This is a genomic window from Variovorax sp. ZS18.2.2, from assembly GCF_024701975.1.
Taxonomy (GTDB): Bacteria; Pseudomonadota; Gammaproteobacteria; order Burkholderiales; family Burkholderiaceae_C; genus Variovorax.
This window is the reverse complement of the sequence record NZ_JANLNM010000007.1, coordinates 298,901-320,035: the sequence shown is the minus strand read 5'-3', so window position 1 is coordinate 320,035 and position 21,135 is coordinate 298,901. Positions and strand designations below refer to the sequence as shown.

The 21,135-nt window shown below is 66.9% G+C and carries 22 protein-coding genes; 13 read left to right on the top strand and 9 right to left on the bottom strand.

Annotated features, from left to right (window positions below; all coding sequences use genetic code 11):
- Window positions 1–11: 11 nt before the first annotated feature.
- The 3 genes from paaK to NU688_RS25200 are packed head-to-tail and all read right to left on the bottom strand — an operon-like array spanning window position 12 to window position 2,592.
- On the bottom strand, window positions 12–1,322 hold the full coding sequence (gene paaK, locus NU688_RS25210) for a phenylacetate--CoA ligase PaaK (protein WP_257863563.1): 1,311 nt from the start codon (window positions 1,320–1,322) through the stop codon (window positions 12–14).
- Window positions 1,323–1,341: 19 nt separating this feature from the next.
- Window positions 1,342–1,785, bottom strand: a complete 444-nt coding sequence (gene paaI / locus NU688_RS25205; RefSeq protein ID WP_257863561.1) for a hydroxyphenylacetyl-CoA thioesterase PaaI — start codon at window positions 1,783–1,785, stop codon at window positions 1,342–1,344.
- Window positions 1,786–1,788: 3 nt separating this feature from the next.
- The gene (locus tag NU688_RS25200) at window positions 1,789–2,592 is read right to left on the bottom strand and encodes an enoyl-CoA hydratase-related protein (protein WP_257863559.1); all 804 of its coding nucleotides are present in this window, start codon (window positions 2,590–2,592) and stop codon (window positions 1,789–1,791) included.
- 149 nt (window positions 2,593–2,741) lie between these two features.
- Here NU688_RS25200 and NU688_RS25195 point away from each other — a divergent pair, with 149 nt between their 5' ends.
- Both NU688_RS25195 and NU688_RS25190 read left to right on the top strand, forming a co-directional pair.
- On the top strand, window positions 2,742–3,344 hold the full coding sequence (locus NU688_RS25195; RefSeq protein WP_257863558.1) for a phenylacetic acid degradation protein PaaY: 603 nt from the start codon (window positions 2,742–2,744) through the stop codon (window positions 3,342–3,344).
- A gap of 65 nt (window positions 3,345–3,409) precedes the next feature.
- Window positions 3,410–4,060 (top strand): TetR/AcrR family transcriptional regulator, encoded by a 651-nt coding sequence (locus NU688_RS25190; protein ID WP_257863557.1) that lies wholly within the window; start codon window positions 3,410–3,412, stop codon window positions 4,058–4,060.
- Here NU688_RS25190 and NU688_RS25185 read toward each other — a convergent pair.
- Window positions 4,042–4,845 carry an SDR family oxidoreductase gene (locus tag NU688_RS25185; RefSeq protein WP_257863556.1) on the bottom strand — a complete coding sequence of 268 codons (804 nt, stop codon included), beginning with the start codon at window positions 4,843–4,845 and terminating at the stop codon, window positions 4,042–4,044. The two genes, NU688_RS25190 and NU688_RS25185, sit on opposite strands and share 19 nt — an antisense overlap.
- A 132-nt stretch (window positions 4,846–4,977) precedes the next feature.
- On the opposite strand from NU688_RS25185, the gene NU688_RS25180 reads away from it, so the two are divergent.
- Window positions 4,978–5,553 carry a TetR/AcrR family transcriptional regulator gene (locus NU688_RS25180; protein WP_257863555.1) on the top strand — a complete coding sequence of 192 codons (576 nt, stop codon included), beginning with the start codon at window positions 4,978–4,980 and terminating at the stop codon, window positions 5,551–5,553.
- Window position 5,554: 1 nt separating this feature from the next.
- Here the strand turns inward: NU688_RS25180 and NU688_RS25175 are convergent, their stop codons facing one another.
- Genes NU688_RS25175 through NU688_RS25160 form a run of 4 tightly spaced genes read right to left on the bottom strand, consistent with a single transcriptional unit; the run spans window position 5,555 to window position 9,618 of the window.
- Entirely contained in the window at window positions 5,555–6,592 is a 1,038-nt protein-coding gene (locus NU688_RS25175; protein WP_257863554.1) for a VWA domain-containing protein, read from the bottom strand.
- On the bottom strand, window positions 6,589–7,587 hold the full coding sequence (locus tag NU688_RS25170) for a DUF58 domain-containing protein (RefSeq protein WP_257863553.1): 999 nt from the start codon (window positions 7,585–7,587) through the stop codon (window positions 6,589–6,591). Before NU688_RS25170 ends, NU688_RS25175 begins: the two co-directional genes overlap by 4 nt.
- Window positions 7,568–8,593 carry a MoxR family ATPase gene (locus tag NU688_RS25165; protein WP_257863552.1) on the bottom strand — a complete coding sequence of 342 codons (1,026 nt, stop codon included), beginning with the start codon at window positions 8,591–8,593 and terminating at the stop codon, window positions 7,568–7,570. The genes NU688_RS25170 and NU688_RS25165 overlap by 20 nt, the downstream gene beginning before the upstream one ends.
- Window positions 8,594–8,613: 20 nt before the next feature.
- Window positions 8,614–9,618, bottom strand: a complete 1,005-nt coding sequence (locus tag NU688_RS25160; RefSeq protein WP_257863551.1) for a S1C family serine protease — start codon at window positions 9,616–9,618, stop codon at window positions 8,614–8,616.
- An 88-nt stretch (window positions 9,619–9,706) separates the two neighbouring features.
- Between NU688_RS25160 and NU688_RS25155 the strand changes: the two genes are divergently transcribed.
- The 7 genes from NU688_RS25155 (at window position 9,707) to NU688_RS25125 (ending at window position 16,468) form a co-directional block, all read left to right on the top strand.
- Complete coding sequence (locus NU688_RS25155; RefSeq protein ID WP_257863550.1) at window positions 9,707–10,567, top strand: TatD family hydrolase; 861 nt, start codon at window positions 9,707–9,709, stop codon at window positions 10,565–10,567.
- Window positions 10,568–10,697: 130 nt separating this feature from the next.
- Window positions 10,698–11,156: a hypothetical protein gene (locus NU688_RS25150; protein ID WP_257863549.1), complete on the top strand. Its 459-nt coding sequence runs from the start codon at window positions 10,698–10,700 to the stop codon at window positions 11,154–11,156.
- Window positions 11,157–11,242: 86 nt separating this feature from the next.
- On the top strand, window positions 11,243–11,770 hold the full coding sequence (locus NU688_RS25145; RefSeq protein ID WP_257863548.1) for a DNA-deoxyinosine glycosylase: 528 nt from the start codon (window positions 11,243–11,245) through the stop codon (window positions 11,768–11,770).
- 4 nt (window positions 11,771–11,774) lie between these two features.
- Complete coding sequence (locus tag NU688_RS25140) at window positions 11,775–12,557, top strand: spermidine synthase (RefSeq protein ID WP_257863547.1); 783 nt, start codon at window positions 11,775–11,777, stop codon at window positions 12,555–12,557.
- Entirely contained in the window at window positions 12,554–14,350 is a 1,797-nt protein-coding gene (locus NU688_RS25135; RefSeq protein ID WP_257863546.1) for a GspE/PulE family protein, read from the top strand. Before NU688_RS25140 ends, NU688_RS25135 begins: the two co-directional genes overlap by 4 nt.
- 110 nt (window positions 14,351–14,460) lie before the next feature.
- Window positions 14,461–14,949: a tripartite tricarboxylate transporter TctB family protein gene (locus tag NU688_RS25130; RefSeq protein ID WP_257863545.1), complete on the top strand. Its 489-nt coding sequence runs from the start codon at window positions 14,461–14,463 to the stop codon at window positions 14,947–14,949.
- 7 nt (window positions 14,950–14,956) lie between these two features.
- Complete coding sequence (locus NU688_RS25125) at window positions 14,957–16,468, top strand: tripartite tricarboxylate transporter permease (protein ID WP_257863544.1); 1,512 nt, start codon at window positions 14,957–14,959, stop codon at window positions 16,466–16,468.
- Between the two features lie 48 nt (window positions 16,469–16,516).
- On the opposite strand, the gene NU688_RS25120 is transcribed toward NU688_RS25125, so the two are convergent.
- Entirely contained in the window at window positions 16,517–17,440 is a 924-nt protein-coding gene (locus NU688_RS25120; RefSeq protein ID WP_257863543.1) for a LysR family transcriptional regulator, read from the bottom strand.
- A 97-nt stretch (window positions 17,441–17,537) separates the two neighbouring features.
- On the opposite strand from NU688_RS25120, the gene NU688_RS25115 reads away from it, so the two are divergent.
- From NU688_RS25115 to NU688_RS25105, 3 genes are read left to right on the top strand one after another with little or no spacing between them, the layout of a single operon-like run.
- A complete protein-coding gene (locus NU688_RS25115; RefSeq protein WP_257863542.1) occupies window positions 17,538–18,515 on the top strand; it encodes a tripartite tricarboxylate transporter substrate binding protein in 978 nt (325 codons plus the stop codon).
- A gap of 13 nt (window positions 18,516–18,528) precedes the next feature.
- Window positions 18,529–20,142, top strand: a complete 1,614-nt coding sequence (locus tag NU688_RS25110; protein ID WP_257863541.1) for a gamma-glutamyltransferase family protein — start codon at window positions 18,529–18,531, stop codon at window positions 20,140–20,142.
- Window positions 20,143–20,163: 21 nt separating this feature from the next.
- On the top strand, window positions 20,164–21,129 hold the full coding sequence (locus NU688_RS25105; RefSeq protein ID WP_257863540.1) for a DMT family transporter: 966 nt from the start codon (window positions 20,164–20,166) through the stop codon (window positions 21,127–21,129).
- The last annotated feature ends 6 nt before the right edge of the window (window positions 21,130–21,135 follow it).

Sequence of the window (21,135 nt, the reverse complement as noted above, 5' to 3'; positions counted from 1 at the left end):
AGGCGATGGGTTCAACGCGGACGCGTGTCGATCACGCGGCGCGCCTTGCCGGTCTGGGTGCGTTCCATCTCGTTGGGCGCGTGCACCACCACGCGCGTGGAAATGCCGATGAGCGTCTTCACGCGGTGCTGCACCCATTCGCCGATGGCGGTGCGGTCCGCCGAAGCGGCGTCGGCGGGGTTGAGCTCGCAGTGCACCTCGACCTGGTCGAGCTTGTCGGCACGGCTCACGTGCACCTGGTAGAGGCCCGAGAGGCACTTGTGCGCGAGCACGATTTCTTCCACCTGCGTGGGGAAGACGTTGACGCCGCGGATGATCATCATGTCGTCGCTGCGCCCGACGATCTTGCCCATGCGGCGGAACGAACGCGAGGTGGGCGGCAGGAGGCGCGTGAGGTCGCGTGTGCGGTAGCGAATGATCGGCATCGCCTCTTTGCTCAACGACGTGAAGACCAGTTCGCCTTCTTCGCCGTCGGCCTTCAGCTCGCCGGTTTCGGGGTCGATGATCTCGGGGTAGAAGTGGTCTTCCCAGATCACGGGGCCGTCCTTGCTCTCGACGCATTCGCTCGCGACGCCGGGGCCCATCACTTCGGAGAGGCCGTAGATGTCGACCGCGTCGATGCCGGCCTTGGCCTCGATGTCGCGGCGCATCGCCTCGGTCCACGGCTCGGCGCCGAAGATGCCGATCTTGAGCGAGCTGTCTTTGGCGCTCAGGCCCTGGCGTTCGAACTGCTCGATGATCACCTGCATGTAGCTGGGCGTGACCATGATGATGTTCGGCTTGAAGTCCTGGATGATCTGCACCTGCTTCTCGGTCTGGCCGCCCGACATGGGGATGACCGTGCACCCCGCGCGTTCGGCGCCGTAGTGCGCGCCCAGGCCCCCGGTGAAGAGGCCGTAGCCGTACGACACGTGCACCATGTCGCCGGGCCGGCCGCCCGCCGCGCGGATGGAGCGGGCGACGAGGTTGGCCCAGGTGTCGATGTCCTTGAGCGTGTAGCCGACCACGGTCGGCTTGCCGGTGGTGCCCGACGAGGCATGGATGCGCGCCACGTTTTCGCGCGGCACGGCGAACATGCCGAAGGGGTAGTTGTCGCGCAGGTCGCTCTTCACCGTGAACGGAAACTTCGACAGGTCGGCGAGCGACTTCAGATCGTCCGGATGCACGCCCTTCGCATCGAAGGCCTTGCGGTAGTGCGGCACGTTGTCGTAGGCGCGCTGCAGCGTGGCGCGCAGGCGCGTGAGCTGCAGCGCGGCGATCTCGTCGCGGCTCGCGGTTTCGATGGGGTCGAGTTCGCCGGGGGCGGGGTGTCGGGCGGTCATGGTGGGTCTTGTCTCTTCTTCAGGCAGGGACGGCGGGGCGGCCTTTGGCGGTGTACGAACGGCCGCGGAACATCGCGATGCGCTCGCCGCGCTGGTTGGTGATTTCGGTGTCGTACACGCCGGTGCGGCCGGCCTTGGAGACCTCGTGGCAGCGCGCGGTGAGCACATCGCCTTCGCGCGCGGGGGCGATGAAGTCGATCGAGAAGCCCGAGGCCACGGTCAGCTCGTTGTACGAGTTGCAGGCGAAGGCGAAGGTCGAGTCGGCCAGCGTGGCCATGAAGCCGCCATGGCAGGTGGCGTGGCCGTTGAGCATGTCGGGGCGAACGCGCATCTCGATGGTGGCCTGGCCGGGGCCGACCTCGACGATGCGCATGCCCAGGCCGTTGGTGGCGTTGTCGTTGGCGAGCATGCCGTCGCGGACGTACTCGGCCGTCTGCTGGGGCGTGCGGGTGGATTCGGTCATGGCTCAGCGGTCCTTGAACACGGGCGCGCGCTTGGCGCGGAAGGCTTCGACGCCTTCGCGGTAGTCGTTGGCGTTGCCCATCTCGCGCTGCAGGCGGGCTTCCTCGGCCAGGGCCGTATCGAGGTCTGTGTTCTGCGCAGCGGCCATGGCCTGACGGGTGGCGACGAGGGCGCGGGTCGGCATGGCGGCGAGCTTCGAGGCGAGCGCGGCGGCGGTGTCGGGCAACGCCGCGTCGTCCACGCACTGCCAGATCAGGCCGATGCGTGCGGCCTCTTCGGCGGGGAGCTTGTCGCCGAGCAGCGCGATGCCGAGCGCGCGCGCCGGGCCCACGAGGCGCGGCAGCAGCCAGGTGCCGCCGGTGTCGGGCACGAGGCCGATCTTGGTGAAGGCCTGGATGAAACTGGCCGAGCGGCCGGCCACGACGAGGTCGCAGCACAGCGCGAGGTTGGCGCCCGCTCCGGCGGCAACGCCGTTGACGGCTGCGACCACCGGCACCGGCATCGAGCGCAGGCGTGCGACCAGCGGGGCGTAATAAGTGGAGATCATGCGGCCCAGGTCCTTGGGCGCGGCGCCGGGCGTGGGGTCGGGTGCGACGGCGGGATCGGCGAGGTCTTGCCCGGCGCAGAAGGCGCGCCCGGCGCCGGTGAGAACGACGCATCGAACGCTGTCGTCCCCGGCTGCGAGTTCGAGCTCGGCCATCAACTCCGCATGCATTTGCGTCGTGAAGCTGTTGAGCGCCGCGGGGCGGTTGAGGCTCAGCGTGCGCACCGCTCCGGCGTTGCTGGTGAGAACTAAAGGTTCCGACATGGGGTGTCTCTCATCCTTGTGTGGGTACGAATCGGCTCGCAAACACTATTGACCGACCGTTCGGTTGATTTTAGGATCGACCTCAATCGCTGCACAAGTGGGTTGATTCAGGGCAAACCCTGAGACCCCGAAAAAAGGAGACCGACCGAATGCCCAGCTATTCCATCGACGGCGTGATTCCCGTTGTCGACCCGAGTGCGTACGTGCACCCCAGCGCCGTGCTGATCGGCGACGTGATCGTCGGCCCGAACTGTTATGTCGGCCCCTGCGCGAGCCTGCGTGGCGATTTCGGCCGCATCGTGCTGGAGCAGGGCTCCAACGTGCAGGACCACTGCTGCATCCACGGCTTTCCCGACAACGACACGGTGGTGGAGGTCAACGGCCACATCGGCCACGGCGCGATCCTGCATAGCTGCATCGTGCGGCGCGATGCGCTGGTGGGCATGAATGCGGTGGTGATGGACGAGGCCGAGATCGGCGAGAAGGCCATCGTGGCTGCCTGCGCCTTCGTTCCGGCCGGCATGAAGGTGCCGGCGCGTTCGCTGGTGTCGGGCATTCCGGCGAAGGTCAAGCGCGAGCTCAGCGACGATGAAATCGCCTGGAAGCTCGAAGGCACGCACGTGTACCAGGCGCTCACGGTGCGCAGCTTGGAGAGCCTGCGCGAAGTGGCGCCGCTCGCCGAGATGGAAGCGGACCGTCCGCGCCTGCCGGCCACCGACGTGCGTTCGCTCATTGCCACGCGGCGCGGCTGACCCGCTGCTCGCTTCATGCAAGATCACGCACTGCCCTCAACCCATTCATCCAGGAACCTGACCCGATGCCGCGTGGAAGATCCGCCACCTACGACGACCAGCGCGAACTGATCCTCGCGCAGGCCGCCCAGCTGTTCGCGCGCCGGGGCTATCCCGCCACGTCGATGAACCAGGTGGCCGAGGCCTGCAACCTCTCGAAGGCCACCCTCTATCACTACTACAAGGACAAGAGCAGCCTCCTCATCAGCATCGCCGAGACGCACGTGTCGAAGCTGGCGGCGCTGGTGGCCGAAGAGGAGGCCTCGACGCACACCGATGAACAGCGCCTGCGCCGCTTCATCTACCGCATCGTCGAGGAATACGCCGGCGCGCAGGACGCGCACCGCGTGCTGACCGACGACGTGCGCTTTCTCGAAGAGGAAGACCGCGAACGCGTGCTCGACAAGGAGCGCGAGGTGGTCGCGGGCTTCGCGCGCGCGGTGTCGGCGCTGCGGCCCGGCGCGCCGAGCGACGACCTCGCCAAGCCGCTGACCATGCTGCTGTTCGGCATGATCAACTGGATGTTCACCTGGATGAAGCCCGGCGGAAAACTCGACCACGCGGCGATTGCGCCGATCGTGGCCGATCTGTTCCTGGGTGGCATCGGCGCTGTGAAGTCACCGGACTACGCGACGACCAAGGCCGAGACTGAACCCGATCAGGCCGTCGCCAGGTAGCGCGTCGCCGGCTTGCTGGTCTGCGAGGCGCCGAACAGCTTGGCGCTCGCATCGACAAAGGTCGCGAGCAGGCTCGCCTCGTTCACCGACGGCAGCGTGATCGGCTCGCCCAGGTCGAGGCCGGCCAGGGCGGCGTCCACGCAGTCTTCGGCCGCCATGATCGTGCCTTCGGCCAGTGCCGACATCGGCACGCCCGAGAGTTCCCAGATGTCGGTAGCCGTCGCCGCTGGCAGCACCAGTTGCACCTTCACGCCGGTGCCCGCCACTTCGTCTTGCAGCCCGCGCGTGAACGCGACCACGAAGGCCTTGGTGCCGCTGTAGATGCTGCTGATCGGCAGCGTGTGGAAGCCCAGCACCGAGCCGATGTTCACCAGCGTGCCGCGGTTGCGCGCCTTGAAGGCGGTCAGCGCGGCGTGGCTCAGCTGCGCGAGGGCGTTGATGTTCACGTCGAGCATGCTTTGCAGCTGTGCGGTCGTGGTCTGCGCGACGGGCGCGAGCGTCGAAAGGCCGGCGTTGTTGACCAGGAGCGTGATCGAGGCATCGGTGGACACGGCCTTGACGACGCGCTCGAGGTCGCCGGCAGCGGCCAGGTCGGCCGCCAGCGTCTGCACCTTCACGCCGTACTTGGCGCGGAGGGCTGCTGCGACTTCTTCCAGCAGGTCCGTGCGGCGCGCCACCAGCACGAGATCGTGGCCGCGGCGGGCCAGGCGGTCCGCGTAGATCTTGCCGAGGCCGGCCGATGCGCCTGTGACGACGGCGGTGCCGAGGGTTGCTTGTTCGCTCATTGGGAATCCATTCAAAAGTAATTGTTTGACTCAAAGCATGATGACCATCATGTTTGAAGTGGCGAAGCATGATGAGTATCATGCTTAACGTCAATCGAGGTCCTGAAGTACCCCGGAACAGAAAGAGGTCACATGCGATACCCCGCAGCAGAAACCGCCGAAAAGCACCAGAAGATCCTTGCCGAGGCCTCGCGCCTCTTCAAGGAGCGCGGCTTCGACGGCGTGAGCGTGAGCGAGATCATGAAAGCCACGGGCCTCACGCACGGGCCCTTCTACAACCACTTCGACTCGAAAGAGGCGCTGATGGCGGCGTGCATCGACCACTCCGGGAACGCCGCGCTCGCCGACCTCGATGCGGCCGGCGAAACGCCCGAAGGCATGCGCGCCTATGTGCGTGATTACCTGAGCCCCGACCACCGCGACGGCCGCGCCGATGGCTGCCTCGTGGCGGCGTTCGCGGCGCAGTCGGGAACGCAGAGCAGCGGGGGCATCAGCGTGCCGCTGACGACCTATCTCAAGTCGGTGATCGACCGCTTCACCAAAAATTTTCCGTGGCGCACGAAGAAGAACGCCCGGGGCGATGCGATCCGCATGCTGGCGTCGATGTACGGCGGCGTGGTGCTGGCCCGCGCCGTGGAAGACGAGGCCTTGTCCGAAGAAATCCTGCGCGAGGTGCTGGCCGGCCTGCAGTCCGCGCCGAAAGCCTGAGCTACAGAATCCGGTTGAACCAGAGCAGCGACAGCCCCGCCGACAGCAGCGTGAGCACCGCCGCGCCGAGCGCGAACAGCGCCGAGATTTCCGTTTCCTTCTTCTCCACGGTGAGCTTGGAACTCAGCGTTTCGTAGACCTTCTTCAGGTCGTTCGCGGTGCCCGCGTAGAAGTATTCGGCATTGGTCTTGTTGGCGACGGCCTTGAGCGTTTCCTCGTCGAGCCGCACGCGCATCGACCAGCCTTCGAAGCCGATGGTTTCGCCATCGACCGTGCCCACGCCCACCGTGTAGATGCGCACGCCGCGGTCGGCCGCGGCCTTGGCCGCATCGAGCGGATCGACGCCGGTGGTGCGCTGGCCATCGGTCAGCATGATGATCGCGGCCGAGGTGAAGGAGCCGGGCGCCACGGGCGTGAAGTCCTTGAGCTTCTTCTCGGTCTGGTCGATCGGCGTGCCGCGCTGGCGACTCGGCGCGCTGAACTGCTCGACGTCGATGCCGGCATCGGGGAACAGCGTGGCCAGCGACACCACGATGGCGTTGCCGGTGGCGGTCGCGCGCTGCAGCTGGAAGCTGTCGATGGCGGTCACCAGGTCGTCGTGGTTGGTGGTGGGCAACTGCGCCACCTGTGCGCTGCCCGCGAAGGCGACGATGCCCACCTTCACGGTTCGGGGCAGGTCCTTGATGAAGCTCTTGGCCGCTTCCTGCGCCGCCACCAGCCGGTTGGGCAGCACGTCGGCCGCGCGCATGCTGCCCGAGACGTCCATCGCAAGGATGATGGTCTGCTGGTTCGAGGGCAGCATCACCACCGCCATCGGCCGCGCCGCGGCCACCAGCATCGCGGCCATGGCCAGCAGGAACAGCAAGGGCGGAACGTGGCGCCTGAAGCTTTGCCCGGCGCCCATGGCCTCGCGCACGATCGAGAGGCTCGCATAGCGCACTGCCAGCTTCTTCTTGCGGCGGATCAGCCAGATATAGAGCAACACCAGCAGCGGCAAGGCCGCCAGCAACCAGAGGAATTGAGGCCAGAGAAAAGTCATGCTGCCACCGCCTTCACGCTGCCCGGGACCGACCCTCCGCCGACGCGCGTACGGCGCTTGCGCAGGTCGGCAAAACGAACGATGGCTTCCACCAGATCGTCGCTGGTCGAAAGCTCCAGGGCGTCGACGCCGGCCTTGGCGAGCGAGGCGCGCAGCGCCGCCTCGCGCTCGGTGGCCAGGCGCGCAAAGCGCTTGCGGAAACCGGCATCGTGGGTGTCGACCCAGAGCTGCTCGCCGGTCTCGGCGTCGCGCAGCGGCACGAGGCCGAGGTCGGGCAGTTCGAGTTCGAGCGGATCGAAGAGGCGCACGGCGATCACTTCATGCCGTTGCACCAGCTGCCCGAGCGGGCGTTCCCAGCCGGGTTCGCTGAGGAAATCGGATACCACGAAGACGGTGGAGCGGCGGGGCATCAGCGTTGCGGCGGATTTCAGCAGGTCGTCCAGGCGGGTCATGCCTTTCTGCGCGGGGCCGTCCGCCTTGTCGGCACGGCGCTCCATCGCGTGCAGCAGGTGCAGCACATGGCGCCGGCCGCTGCGCGGCGGGATCACGGCTTCGAGGTCGTTGCCGTAGACCAGCGCGCCGACCCGGTTGCCATGCCGCGTGAGCAGTCGCGCGAGCACGCCGACGAAGCCGGCCGAGATCTCGCGCTTGGCCTTCAGGCCCGAGCCGAAGTCAACCGAGCGGCTCAGGTCGAGCACGAACCAGGCGGCCATCTCGCGGTCTTCGGTGAAGACGCGCACGTGCGGCGTCTGCAGCCGTGCGGTGACGTTCCAGTCGATGTGGCGCACGTCGTCGTGGTGCTGGTATTCGCGCAGGTCTGCCAGGTCGAGCCCGCTGCCGCGCATCAGCGTGCGGTAGTCGCCCTGCAGCAGGCCGTCGAGGCGGCGGATGACCGTCCATTCGAGCCGCCGCAGCGCACGTTCGGCCCCACCGGCTTCCGCTGCGAGCCGTTCGTCGTTCGCGGCCGCGGGGGCCTTACGCCACCAGCTTTTCATGTTCGAGCGGTTTGGGTGGAGCGGGGATGGCCCGCATGATCTTCTCGATCAGGCTGTCGGGCGTCAGGCCTTCCGACAGGCCTTCGTAGGAAAGCGTCACGCGATGGCGCAGCACATCGGCCACCAGCGCGGTCATGTCTTCCGGCAGCGCATAGCTGCGGCCGCGCAGCAGCGCAAGCGCACGCGCGCCCTCGGTGAGGCTGATGCTGGCGCGCGGGCTCGCGCCGAAGGTGATGAAGCGGCGCATGTCCTTCAGGCCGTGCTTCTCGGGCGTGCGGGTGGCCGAGACGAGCTTCACGGCGTACTGGATCAGCGAGGGGTCGACGTACACGCGCCGCGCTTCGGCCTGCAGCGCCGCCAGCTGGTCGGTGGTGGCGACCGGGCGGGCCTCCACCGGCGGGCCGATCACGCGCTGGACGATGACGAACTCTTCCTCGTCGCTCGGGTAGTCGACCAGCACCTTCATCATGAAGCGGTCGACCTGCGCCTCGGGCAGCGGGTAGGTGCCTTCGGTCTCGATGGGGTTCTGCGTCGCCATCACGAGGAAGGGGCGCGGCACCTTGTGCGTTTCGCCGGCGATGGTGACCTGGCGCTCCTGCATCACCTCGAGCAGCGCGCTCTGCACCTTGGCCGGCGCGCGGTTGATTTCGTCGGCCAGCAGCAGGTTGGCGAACACGGGGCCCAGCGAGGTGCTGAACTCGCCCGTCTTCTGGTTGTAGATGCGCGTGCCGACCAGGTCGGCCGGCACCAGGTCGGGCGTGAACTGGATGCGCTTGAACTGGCCGCGCACCGTCTCGGCCAGCGTCTTGATGGTGAGCGTCTTCGCCAGGCCCGGCACGCCTTCGACCAGCAGGTGGCCGCCCGCGAGCATCGCGACCATCACGCGCTCGAGAAAGCGGTCCTGGCCCACGACCACGCGCTTGACCTCGTAGAGGATCTGCTCCATCAGCTCGGCAGTGGCAGGCGCCGTGGAAAAGGAGGAGGAGGTCGGGTTCTCTGTGCTCATGCGAAGGGCTTTCGAAGAAATCAGAACGGCGGCGAACCTGCCGCAGAGGCCGCGTTCTCGATGGGCACCGCGAAGCCGATGCCGATGAAGGTGCGCTGCTGCGTCGGGTTGAGGATGGCGGTGACGATGCCCAGCACCTCGCCGTCCATGTTGATGAGCGGGCCGCCCGAGTTGCCGGGGTTGGCGGCCGCATCGAACTGGATCAGGTTGCCCAGCTCCTGCTTGCCCTCGGGCGAGCGGAACGAGCGCTTCAGGCCCGACACCACGCCGGCCGACACCGAAGGCCCGATGCCGAACGGAAAGCCCACGGCCGCGACCTGGTCGCCAGGGCGCAGGTCGGCGGTGGAGCGCATCGCGGCGGGGATCAGGTCGTCGGGAATCTTCTGCGCCTGCAGCACCGCCAGATCGTTCTCGGGCTGCACGCCGGTGATGACGGCCACCGCTTCGAGCCCGTCGGCGAAGGTGACCTTGATCTTCTCGGCGCCTGCGACGACGTGCAGGTTGGTCAGGATCACGCCCTTGTCGACGATGACCACGCCGGTGCCGACGCCGCGTTCGACTTCGCCGGGCGCCGTGCCGTCGAGCGGCGCTTCGGGCGGCTTGCCCTTGGCCATGTTGCGGCCGCGCTTCTGGGTCTTGGCCTCGGGCGTGGCCTTCTCGGTGCCGTAGCCCACCACGCGAACGACCGAGGGCCGGATGATGTCGGCCGCTCTTGCGGCGGGCGAGGGGAGGGTGGCGGTCTGCATCGTGCGCAGCACCGCTGCATCGATGTCCTTCTGCGTGATCGCCTTGCCCTGGCGCGGCCACCACACGGTGCCGCCGGTGACCAGCGCCGCGCACAGCACGAGGAGGAGGGCGAAGCTCTTGCGCCCGGGTTGCCAGCCGGCGTGGGCCAGCGGTGGCTGCACGGCGCCACCTGCGCCTGCCGTGTCCGGCGATGCCGCGGCATCCGCCAGATCGGCCGCTTGTTCTGCGGCCGGCGGCGGCGTGCGGGGCGAACGGCTGTAGAAAGCGGGCCTGCGCATCGGAGAACCTCCGGCAAAAAAGACGCGTGAAGGAGTTCACAGTAGCACGCTTTCCGCGCCTGCGCATCCCTTCGGGCATCATGGCGCGATGGCTTCGTTTGTCGATACCCACTGCCACCTGGACGCGCCCGAATTCGGTGCGGAGATGCCGCAGATCCGCGCCCGCACCGCGGCGCAAGGGGTTTCCCTGTGCGTGATTCCGGCCGTGGCCGTCTTCAACTTCGAAACCGTACGCGAGCTGGCGCACAAGCAGGGCGATGCCTACGCGCTGGGCATCCACCCACTTTGTACGGGCCAGGCGGAGGACGCCGACCTCGAAGTGCTCGATGCGGAACTGACCGCGCGGCAGGGCGACCCACGGCTCGTGGCGGTCGGAGAGATCGGGCTCGACTACTTCGTCGAAGGCCTGGACGGCCCGAAGCAGGAGCGTTTTTTTCACACTCAGTTGCAACTGGCACGCAAGCACGGGTTACCCGTGCTCATCCATGTGCGGCGTTCGGTCGACAAGGTGCTCAAGCATTTGCGGCAGACGGCGGGCGGACGGCCATGGCAAGGGATTGCGCACGCGTTCAATGGAAGCGAACAACAGGCCAACGCCTGCATCGAGCTCGGGCTCAGGCTCGGCTTCGGCGGCGCGGTGACCTTCGAGCGCGCGCTGCAGTTGCGGCGGCTCGCGGCCACCTTGCCGCTGGCCGCGATCGTGATGGAGACGGATGCGCCCGACATCCAGCCGCACTGGCTCTACCGCACGCAGGCGCAACGTGATGCCGGTGAAGCGCAGGGCCGCAACGAGCCGGGCGAGCTGCCGCGTATCGCCGAAGTGGTGGCCGGACTGCGCGGCATCGGCATCGATGCGCTGGCCGAAGCCACCACCCGGAATGCGGTCGAAACGCTGCCGAAGCTCGAAAGTCTGATGGCCTTGTCGGAGCGCGCGCCGCACCCCGCGTAGGCCAAGGTCCCGAGTTGCGGTTGGGGCGGCATGGGGCGACTTTTTGCTGTCATCCTTGAAGTTCGAAGGGGCGTTGCTTGCACAGTGGCAAGTCCGTCACTCCAACATTCCACTCAAAAAGGAGTCTTCCATGACAACATCTTTTGTTCGCACCATGCCTGTCGTGCTCGCCTTGGCGCTCGCCTCCATCGGCGTGTCCGCCGTGGCGCAGACCGCAGCCCCCGCCACGGCCGAACCCACCACCACCGAGAAGGTGAAGGAAGCCGGCAAGGACGCCTACGACGCCACCAAGAACACCACCAAGAAGGCGGTGAACGCCACCGAAGCCGGCGCCGAGAAGGCCTGGGACGCCACCAAGAGCACCACCAAGAAGGCCGCGAACGCGACCGAGCGCGGCACCAAGAAGGCCTGGAGCGCGACCAAGAAAACCACCAAGAAGGCGACCACTGCAACGAAGAACGCAGCCGTGAAGACCGGCGACGCCGTTGAGACTGCCGGCCACAAGACGGCCGACGGCATGCGCAGCACCGGTGCTGCCATCGGCGAGAAGATCCCCGGCACCGCGGAGAACGCAGCCGCCAAGAAGTAAGCAAGCCGGGGCTCCGGTCCTCGCTCTCGAAAGAACCCGCCTCGGCGGGTTTTTTTGTGGGCGTCGACAGTGCCAAGATGCAGCCCATGAACCGATCCGCCGCACCCGACCCCGACACCCTGGTGCTCACAGGCCTCGCGCCCATCGTCTCGCCCGCCACCGTCGTGCTGATCCTCGGCAGCTTTCCGGGTGTGCGCTCGCTCGAACAGCAGCAGTACTATGCGCATCCCCAAAACCAGTTCTGGAAGATCTTGCAAGCCGTCTGGCCCGACCACCCGCTGCCGACTGGCGCAGACAGCTACGTAAAGAAGAAGGCGTGGCTGCTCGATCGCGGCCTGGGCGTGTGGGACGTGTACGCGGCCTGCGAACGCGAAGGCAGCCTCGATTCGGCGATTCGCGCACCGGTCGCGAACGACATCGCCGGCCTGAAGCTGCCGAAGCTCGCCGCCATTGCGCACAACGGCGGCGAGAGCTTCAAGCACGCACGCCACACGCGCACTCTCGGCGTGCCGGTCTACTCCTTGCCTTCCACCAGTCCCGCCAATGCGTCGTGGCGCTTCGAGCGCAAGCTCGCGGCCTGGCGCGAGGTCTTCGACGCCCACAAACTCACCTGATCCGATGGCCACGCGCACCACCCCCGTCCTTCCCGAAGTCAATTTTTCCGACTGGGGCGACATCCGCTATCTGCACCTGGGCACCGAATGGGTCCAGGGCTCGATGAAGCTCGATGCGCCGTTCGAGATCGAACTCGAATACGTGCAGCGCATGATGGCCTGGCTGCTGTTCGTCGACGGCAAGACCGTCGCCAGTCGCCACGCAATGCAACTGGGCCTCGGCGCCGCCACGCTCACCAAGTTCAGCCGCAAGACGCTGCGCATGCGCACCACGGCGGTCGAGCTCAATCCGCAGGTGGTGTCGGCCTGCCGCGGCTGGTTCAAGCTGCCGGCCGACGATCCGAAGCTGCGCGTGGTGATCGCCGATGCCGCGGTGGAGATCCGCAAGCCCGAGTGGCACGGCACCGTCGATGCGCTGCAGGTCGACCTGTACGACCATGAAGCCGCCGCGCCGGTGCTCGACAGCGAAGACTTCTACGCCGACTGCCGCGCGCTGCTCACCGAAGACGGCTGCATGACGGTCAACCTCTTCGGCCGCTCCTCGAGCTACGAGCGCAGCCTGGAGAAGATCGCCGCCGCGTTCGGCGCCGACGCCGTCTGGGCCTTCAAGCCGACGCGCGAAGGCAACACGGTGGTGCTGGCGCAGCGCACGCCGAGCCGTCCGAAGCGCGAGGTGCTTGCCGAGCGCGCGCAAACGATCCAGACTCGCTGGAGTCTGCCCGCGCCGAAGTGGCTGCGGGTGTTCAAGCCCCTGAATACTTCCATCACCCGACCTGCCGGCTCATGAGCGCTGTTCCCGCCGTTTCCGCCCCCGCCCCCCTGGGCGCCCGCCACGAAGGCCCGCTCGACCTGCGCCGCCTGATCGAATGGCTGGCCACCGACGGTGTCATTTCCCCGATGGAGGCCAAGCGCACCATCGCGCGCTGCGCGCAGGCCGAGAGCCGCCAGGCGCCGCTGGTTCGCCTGGCCAACGTGGCGATGACGCGCGAGAGCGACAACAAGCCGCTCGACCTCGAAGCCCTCACGCAATGGCTCGCCGGCCGCGCCGGCCTCACCTACCTGCGCATCGATCCGCTGAAGGTCGACGTGGGCAAGGTGGCCGACACCATGAGCGCGGCCTACGCCGAGCGCCACAAGGTGCTGCCGGTGCAGGTGCTGCCCAACGAGGTGGTGGTGGCCACGGCCGAGCCCTTTCTCACCGACTGGATCTCCGAGGTCGAGCGCCAGTCCAAGCGCACGGTGCGGCGCGTGGTGGCCAACCCCACCGACATCCAGCGCTATACGGCCGAGTTCTTCGCGCTCGCCAAGTCGGTGCGCGCCGCGCAGAAGGCCGGCGGCAACACCGGCGGCGCGAGCTTCGAGCAGCTGGTGGAGCTGGGCAAGAGCAACAAGCAGCTCGACGCCAACGACCAGAGCGTGGTGCAGGTGGTCGACTGGCTTTGGCAGTACGCCTTCGACCAGCGCGCAAGCGACATCCACCTGGAGCCGCGCCGCGAGCAGGGCGTGATCCGCTTTCGCATCGACGGCATCCTGCACCCCGCCTACCAGATGCCCATGGGCGTGATGAACGCGATGGTCGCGCGCATCAAGCTGCTGGGCCGCATGGACGTGGTGGAGAAGCGTCGTCCGCTCGACGGCCGCATCAAGACCCGCAACATGCGCGGCGACGAAGTCGAAATGCGCCTGTCGACCTTGCCGACCGCTTTCGGCGAGAAGATGGTGATGCGGATCTTCGACCCGGACACCGCGGTGAAAGACCTCGATGCGCTGGGCTTCGCGCAGCACGATGCGCAGCGCTGGGAACAGCTCGTCACGCGGCCCAACGGCATCATCCTCGTGACCGGCCCGACGGGCTCGGGCAAGACCACCACGCTGTACTCCACGTTGAAGCGCGTGGCGACCGAAGAAGTGAACGTGAGCACGGTGGAAGACCCGATCGAAATGATCGAGCCTTCGTTCAACCAGACGCAGGTGCAGCCGCAGCTGGACTTCGGCTTCACCGAGGGCCTGCGCGCGCTGATGCGGCAGGACCCGGACATCATCATGGTCGGCGAAATCCGCGACCTCGCCACCGCCGAGATGGCGGTGCAGGCCGCACTCACCGGCCACCTCGTGTTCAGCACGCTGCACACCAACGATGCGCCGAGCGCCATCACGCGGATGATGGAACTGGGCGTGCCGTCGTACCTCATCACCGCCGTGATGCTCGGCGTGCTCGCGCAGCGGCTGGTGCGCACGCTGTGCCCGCATTGCAAGCAGCCCGACGACACGGTCACGCGCGAAAGCCTCGAGGCCATCGTCAAGCCCTGGCAGATCACGGGCTCGGTGCGCGCCTACAAGCCGGTGGGTTGCGTCGATTGCCGCATGACGGGCTACATGGGCCGCATGGGCCTGTACGAACTGCTGAGCGTGACCGAGCCCTTCAAGGACAAGGTCACCAAGGAGCCCAACCTCACGGGCCTCCGGCGCCAGGCCGTGATCGACGGCATGCGGCCCCTGCGCCTGGCCGGCGCACTGCGCGTGGCTGAGGGCGTGACCACCGTCGAAGAGGTGCTGAGCGCCACGCCACCCCTGGAGTGATGTGTTGCCATTTGGGTTAACCCTAACCGTTCGGTTAGTGAAATCCACATCCGCCTGACCGCAAGCTGACCGGACAATCCCGCATCGAAACTTGTTCGAGGAGACTGTTCGTGAAAATCAAAAGTCAGAAAGACTTTTTCTCGGGACTGATGTTCACCGTCGTGGGTGTGGGGTTCGCCTGGGGCGCCACCACCTACAGCGTGGGCAGCGGCGCCCGCATGGGTCCTGGTTACTTCCCGCTGATGCTCGGCATCCTCATGTCCTTGATCGGCCTCGGGATCATGTTCAGCGGCCTCACCGTTGAAACCACCGACGGTGAAAAGATCGGCAAGTGGGCCTGGAAGCAGGTGGTGTTCATCCTGGGCGCCAACCTCGCGTTCGGCATCCTGCTGGGCGGCCTGCCGAGCCTGGGCGTGCCGGCCATGGGAATGATCATCGCGATCTATGCGCTGGTGCTCATCTCCAGCCTCGCGGGCCACGAGTTCAAGCTGCCGACCGTGCTGATCCTGGCCACGGTGCTTGCCATTGGCAGCTACGTTGCATTCATCTGGGCGCTCAAGCTGCAGATCCAGGTCTGGCCGACCTTCATCACGGGCTGAGAAAAAAATGGATCTGATCAACAACCTCTCTCTGGGCTTTGGTGTCGCGTTCACGTTCACCAACCTGCTGTACTGCCTGGCCGGCTGCATCCTGGGTACGCTGATCGGCGTGCTCCCGGGCATCGGCCCGGTCGCGACCATCGCGATGCTGCTGCCCGCCACGTATGCGCTGCCGCCCGTCTCGGCGCTGATCATGCTGGCCGGCATTTACTACGGCGCGCAATACGGCGGTTCGACCACCGCCATCCTGGTGAACCTGCCGGGCGAATCGTCCTCGGTGGTGACCGTGATCGACGGCTACCAGATGGCGCGCAAGGGCCGTGCGGGTCCGGCGCTTGCGGCAGCGGGCCTCGGCTCGTTCTTCGCAGGTTGCGTCGGCACGCTGATCCTGGCCGCCTTCGCGCCGCCGCTGACCGAGCTGGCCTTCAAGTTCGGCCCTGCCGAGTACTTCTCGCTGATGATCCTGGGCCTGATCGGCGCCGTGGTGCTGGCTTCGGGCTCGCTGCTCAAGGCCATCGCGATGATCGTCCTGGGCCTGCTGCTGGGTTTGGTTGGTACCGACGTGAACTCGGGTGTCGCGCGCTACAGCTTCGACATTCCTGAACTCACCGACGGCATCGGCTTCGTGGCCATCGCCATGGGCGTGTTCGGTTACGGCGAAATCATTGCCAACCTCTCGCGCCCCGACGACGAGCGCGAAGTGTTCACCGCCAAGGTCTCGGGCCTGTTCCCGACCAAGGAAGACTTCAAGCGCATGGTGCCTGCCGTTCTGCGCGGCACGGCGCTGGGTTCTGCGCTGGGCATCCTGCCCGGCGGCGGTGCGCTGCTGGCGGCTTTCGCGGCCTACACGATCGAGAAGAAGACCAAGCTGAAGCCGGGCGAAGTGCCCTTCGGCAAGGGCAACATCCGCGGCGTGGCGGCTCCCGAGTCGGCCAACAACGCCGGTGCGCAAACCTCCTTCATCCCGCTGCTGACGCTGGGCATTCCGCCCAACGCGGTGATGGCGCTGATGGTGGGTGCGATGACCATCCACAACATCCAGCCGGGTCCGCAGGTGATGACCAGCAACCCCGAGCTGTTCTGGGGCCTGATCGCCTCGATGTGGCTGGGCAACGCGATGCTGATCGTCCTGAACCTGCCGCTGATCGGCATGTGGATCAAGCTGCTGTCGGTGCCGTACAAGTTCCTGTTCCCGGCGATCGTGCTGTTCTGCGCGATCGGCGTGTACTCGACCAACAACAACACCTTCGACATCTGGATGGTGGGCATCTTCGGTCTGGTGGGCTACACCTTCTTCAAGCTGGGTTGCGAGCCTGCGCCGTTGCTGCTGGGTTTCATCCTCGGGCCGATGATGGAAGAGAACCTGCGCCGCTCGCTGCTGCTGTCGCGTGGCGACTGGAGCGTGTTCGTCACGCGTCCGATCTCCGCGAGCCTGCTGGCTGCGGCTGCATTGCTGCTGGTGATCGTGCTGTTGCCTGCGGTGAAGTCGAAGCGCGAGGAAGCCTTCGTCGAGGAATAAACGGGGCTTCGGCTCTCTTTGGAAAAGCGGCGCCTTCGGGCGCCGTTTTCATTTGCTGGCGCGCGGCGGCTTCATGTGCTGCCGTGCCATCGCCAGGAAGGCCAGCGCGGCCGGGCTGAGCGGATGCTTGGCCAGCCGCACCGCGACGACCGGGTATTCGAGCGTGGGACGCGTCACCGCCACCGCGCGCAGGTTGCCGGGCATCAGCACTTCCACATAGCGCGGCAGCAGCGCCACGCCCGCGCCTGCCTGGATGAGACCGAAGGCCGTTGACAGCATCGACACGTGATGCACCACCTGCGGGTACACGTTCGCCACGCTCGACAGTTGGCGGCTCACCGCGCGCCAGATGTTGGCGTCGGGGTTGACGTGGATGAAGGGCAGCGCGTCAAGGTGCTTCGCATCGACGACCACGCGTTGCGCGAGCGGATGGTCGTCGCGCACGAAGAGGGCCATGCGTTCGGTGAACAGCGGCTCGGTCGCCAGCTCCGAGTGCTTCTGCCCGATGTCGGAGCCGAAGCCCAGGTCAGCCTCCTGTGAAAGGATGCGCGAGATCATCTGCTCGGCCGTGCTGTCGAGCAGCGTGGTCGCGAGCGTCGGGTGCTTCTGCGAGAAGCGGCCGAGCATCGGCGGCAGCAGGGCGCCTGCCGTGAGGTGGCCCACGGCCAGCACCACGCGCCCCTCGCGCAGCTGCGATTGCGAGCGGCAGGCGCCGACCGACTCGTCGATCATCCGCAGCGCCCGCACGGCCGTCTCGACCATCACCTGGCCCGCGCTCGTGAGCTGGATGCGGCGGCCCCGCACGATCAGCGGCTGCCCGAGTTGCTCTTCCATGCGCTTGACCAGGTGGCTGATGGCCGGCTGCGTGAGCTGCAGGCTCTCCGCCGCCAGCGTGAAGCTGCCCGATTCGGCAACCGCGGCCAGCGCCCGCAGCTGCTGCAGCGAGACCTCTTCCGTGGCGTTCTTTGTCATAAGCAGCGCTCATAGTTGAATAAGCCGAATTATCTGGCTTGATGCGCGGCGGCTGCATAGCATGCGAGGTTTCTCCACGGGGCCAGAATCCAGCACCATGAAAAGAATCCAGTTCCTGCAAGGGGCCGCCGTTGCGCTGCTGTGCATGGCCGCGTCGTCCGCCAGCCTGGCCCAGGGGTACCCGAACAAGCCGATCCGCCTCATCGTGCCGTTCCCCGCGGGCGGCGCCACCGACCTCTTCGCGCGCACGCTCGGGCAGAAGATGGGCGAGAAGCTCGGCACCCAGCTGATCATCGACAACAAGCCCGGCGCCGGCGGCGCCATCGGCTCCGACCAGGCGGCCAAGGCGCCGGCCGACGGCTACACGCTGCTGCTGGCCACCACCAGCACGCATTCGATCGGCCCGGCCGTGATGCAGAAACTGCCCTACGACACGGTGCGCGACTTCACGCCCATCGGCCATGTGGGCGATGCGCCCAGCATCATGCTGGTGCCGGTCACCTCGCCCGCCAAGACCGTGCGCGAGTGGATCGACTACGCGAAGAAGAACCCCGGCAAGCTCAACTACGCATCGAGCGGCAACGGCACCATCGTGCAGCTCACGGCCGAGCTCTTCAAGGCGCAGGCCGACGTGTTCGTGACGCACATTCCCTACAAGGGCACGGCGCTCGCCATTCCCGACCTGATCAGCGGCAAGATCGACGTGCTGTTCGATTCGCTGCCCACCGGCATGCCGCATGTGCGCGATGGCCGCCTTCGCGCCCTGGGCGTGACGACGCTCAAGCGCTCGCCGCTCGCACCCGAACTCCCGCCGATTGCCGACACGCTGCCGGGCTACGAGTCGAACACCTGGTTTGGTTTCTACGGCCCGAAGAACCTGCCGGCCGACATCGTGGCGCGCGTCAACAAGGCGGCGAACGAAGCCCTTGCCGATCCGGAAGTGAAGGACAAGCTTGCGCGCCTGGGCATCGAGCCCGCCGTTGCAGGCACGCCCGAACAGTTCGCGAAGATGGTGGCCATCGACGCCGCCAAATGGAAAAAAATCGTGGTCGAACGCAAGATCACCAACGAATAACGAGAGCACCGAAATGAACTTCGATTTCAACAACCCCTACCTCTCGACCCGCATCCCGATCTTCGCGCGCAACGTGGTGTCGACCTCGCACCCGCTCGCCTCGCAAGCGGGGCTGCGCATCCTGCAACAGGGCGGCAATGCCGTCGATGCGGCCATCGCCACGGCGGCCGTCATGACGCTGGTCGAGCCCGTGAGCAACGGCCTCGGCAGCGATGCCTTCTGCATCCTGTGGGACGGCAAGGAACTGCACGGCCTGAACGCCTCGGGCCCGGCGCCCAAGGCCTGGACGCCCGAGTACTTCAAGGCCAAGTACGGCGCCGACGCCGCCACGCCGCCGATGCGCGGCATCGACTCGGTCACGGTGCCGGGCGCGGTGCGCGGCTGGGTCGCGATGAGCGAGCGCTTCGGCAAGCTGCCGTTCGCCGACCTGCTGGCACCGGCCATCGACATCGCCGAGCGCGGCTATCTCGTGCCGCCGGTGGTGCAGGGCAAGTGGGCCGCGGCCACGCCGCTGCTGGGTTCGCAACCCGGCTTTGCCCAGACCTTCCTGCCCTGGGGCCGCGCGCCCGAGGTGGGCGAGCTGTTCCGCTTCACCGCGGCGGCGCGTGCGCTCAAGGCCATTGCCCGGACCAAGGGCGAGGCCTACTACACCGGCGAGATCGCCGAGGCGCTTGCGAAGTTTTCGAAAGAGCAGGGCGGCTCGCTCACGGTGGCCGACCTCGCGGCCTACCAGCCCGAGTGGGTCAAGCCGATCTCGCGCGACTACCGCGGTCACACGCTGCACGAGATTCCGCCGAACGGCCAGGGCATCGCAGCGCTGATCGCGCTCGGCATCCTCGAGAAGTTCGACATCGCCTCGCTGCCGGTCGACTCGGTGCAATCGCAGCATCTGCAGATCGAAGCGATGAAGCTGGCCTTCGCCGATGTGTACCGCTACGTGTCGGAACGCAAGACGATGGAAGTGACCACCGAGCAGTTGCTCGACGACGCCTACCTCGCCTCCCGCGCCCGCCTCATCGACGTGAAGAAGGCACAGGACTTCAAGGCCGGCAACCCCGTCAAGGGCGGCACCATCTACCTCACCGCGGCGGACGAGAGCGGCATGATGGTGAGCTTCATCCAGAGCAACTACATGGGCTTCGGCTCGGGCTGCGTGGAGCCCGAATTCGGCATCAGCCTGCAGAACCGCGGCCATGGCTTCAGCCTGAAGGCCGAGAGCCCGAATGTGGTGGCGCCGGGCAAGCGGCCGTTCCACACGATCATTCCGGCCTTCCTCACCAAGGACGGCCAGCCGGTCATGAGCTTCGGCGTGATGGGCGGCAACATGCAGCCCCAGGGCCACATGCAGACGCTGGTGCGCATGCTCGACTACAAGCAGAACCCGCAGGCCGCCTGCGATGCACCGCGCTGGCGCTTCAATGCGGGGCTGGAGATCAACGTCGAGGCCGCGATGAACCCGAACACCGTGCAGGGCCTGCGCGACCTGGGCCATCACCTGGACGTGATCGACGACTCCTACCAGGACTTCGGTGCCGGCCAGTTCATCTGGCGCGCGGGCGACCCGTCGGTCGAGGGCTACGTGGCCGCGAGCGACCCGCGCCGCGACGGCGTGGCGGCAGGGTTTTAACGGGCGCGCGATGATCGGGGGATGACCAAGACCGCCGCACAGACCGGCATCCCCCTTTCTTCCCCAGACGGCGCAAAGAGCATTGCGCCCGGCCTCATCCTCGCCTCGCTGGGCGCCATCGCGTTCAGCGGCAAGGCGATCATCGTCAAGCTGGCCTACCGCTACGGCGTCGACGCCATCACGCTCATCATGCTGCGCATGCTCTTTGCGCTGCCGCTGTTCGCGGTGATGGCTTGGTGGGCGGGGCGCGGCAAGCCGGCGCTCACCTTTCGAGACTGGCTCGGTGTGGTTGGCCTGGGCTTCTCGGGCTACTACCTCGCGAGCTTTCTCGACTTCGCGGGGCTGGCCTACATCTCGGCCAGCTTCGAGCGGCTGATCCTGTATCTCAACCCCACGCTGGTGCTGCTGTTCGGCTGGCTGCTGTACCGGCGGCGCGCCACGCGCCCGCAGGTGCTGGGCATGGTCGTGAGCTATGCCGGTGTGCTGCTGGTGTTCGGCCACGAGCTCTGGACTGGTGGCGGCGGCAAGGGCGGCGGCGCGGCGGCCTGGGGCGCGTTCCTCGTGTTCCTGAGCGCGGTGAGCTACGCGGGCTACCTCGTCTACAGCGGCGAGTTCGTCAAGCGGCTCGGGTCGCTGCGGCTCGTGGGCCTGGCCACCACGGTGGCTTGCGTGCTGTGCATCCTGCAGTTCGTGCTCACGCGGCCCATCAGTGTGGCAATGCAGCTCGCGCCCGAGGTCATCTGGCTGTCGGTGCTCAACGCCACGGTGTGCACGGCGGTGCCTGTCCTGATGGTCATGATGGCCATCGAGCGCATCGGCCCCGCGGTGGCGGCGCAAACCGGCATGATCGGGCCACTGTCGACCATCCTCATGGGGGTGGTCATACTCGATGAGCCGTTCACCGCATGGATCGCGGCCGGCACGGTGCTCGTGATTGCGGGCATCTTCGTTTTCACACGCAAGGGGCGCGAAGCCCCTGCACGTTAGGAGCAA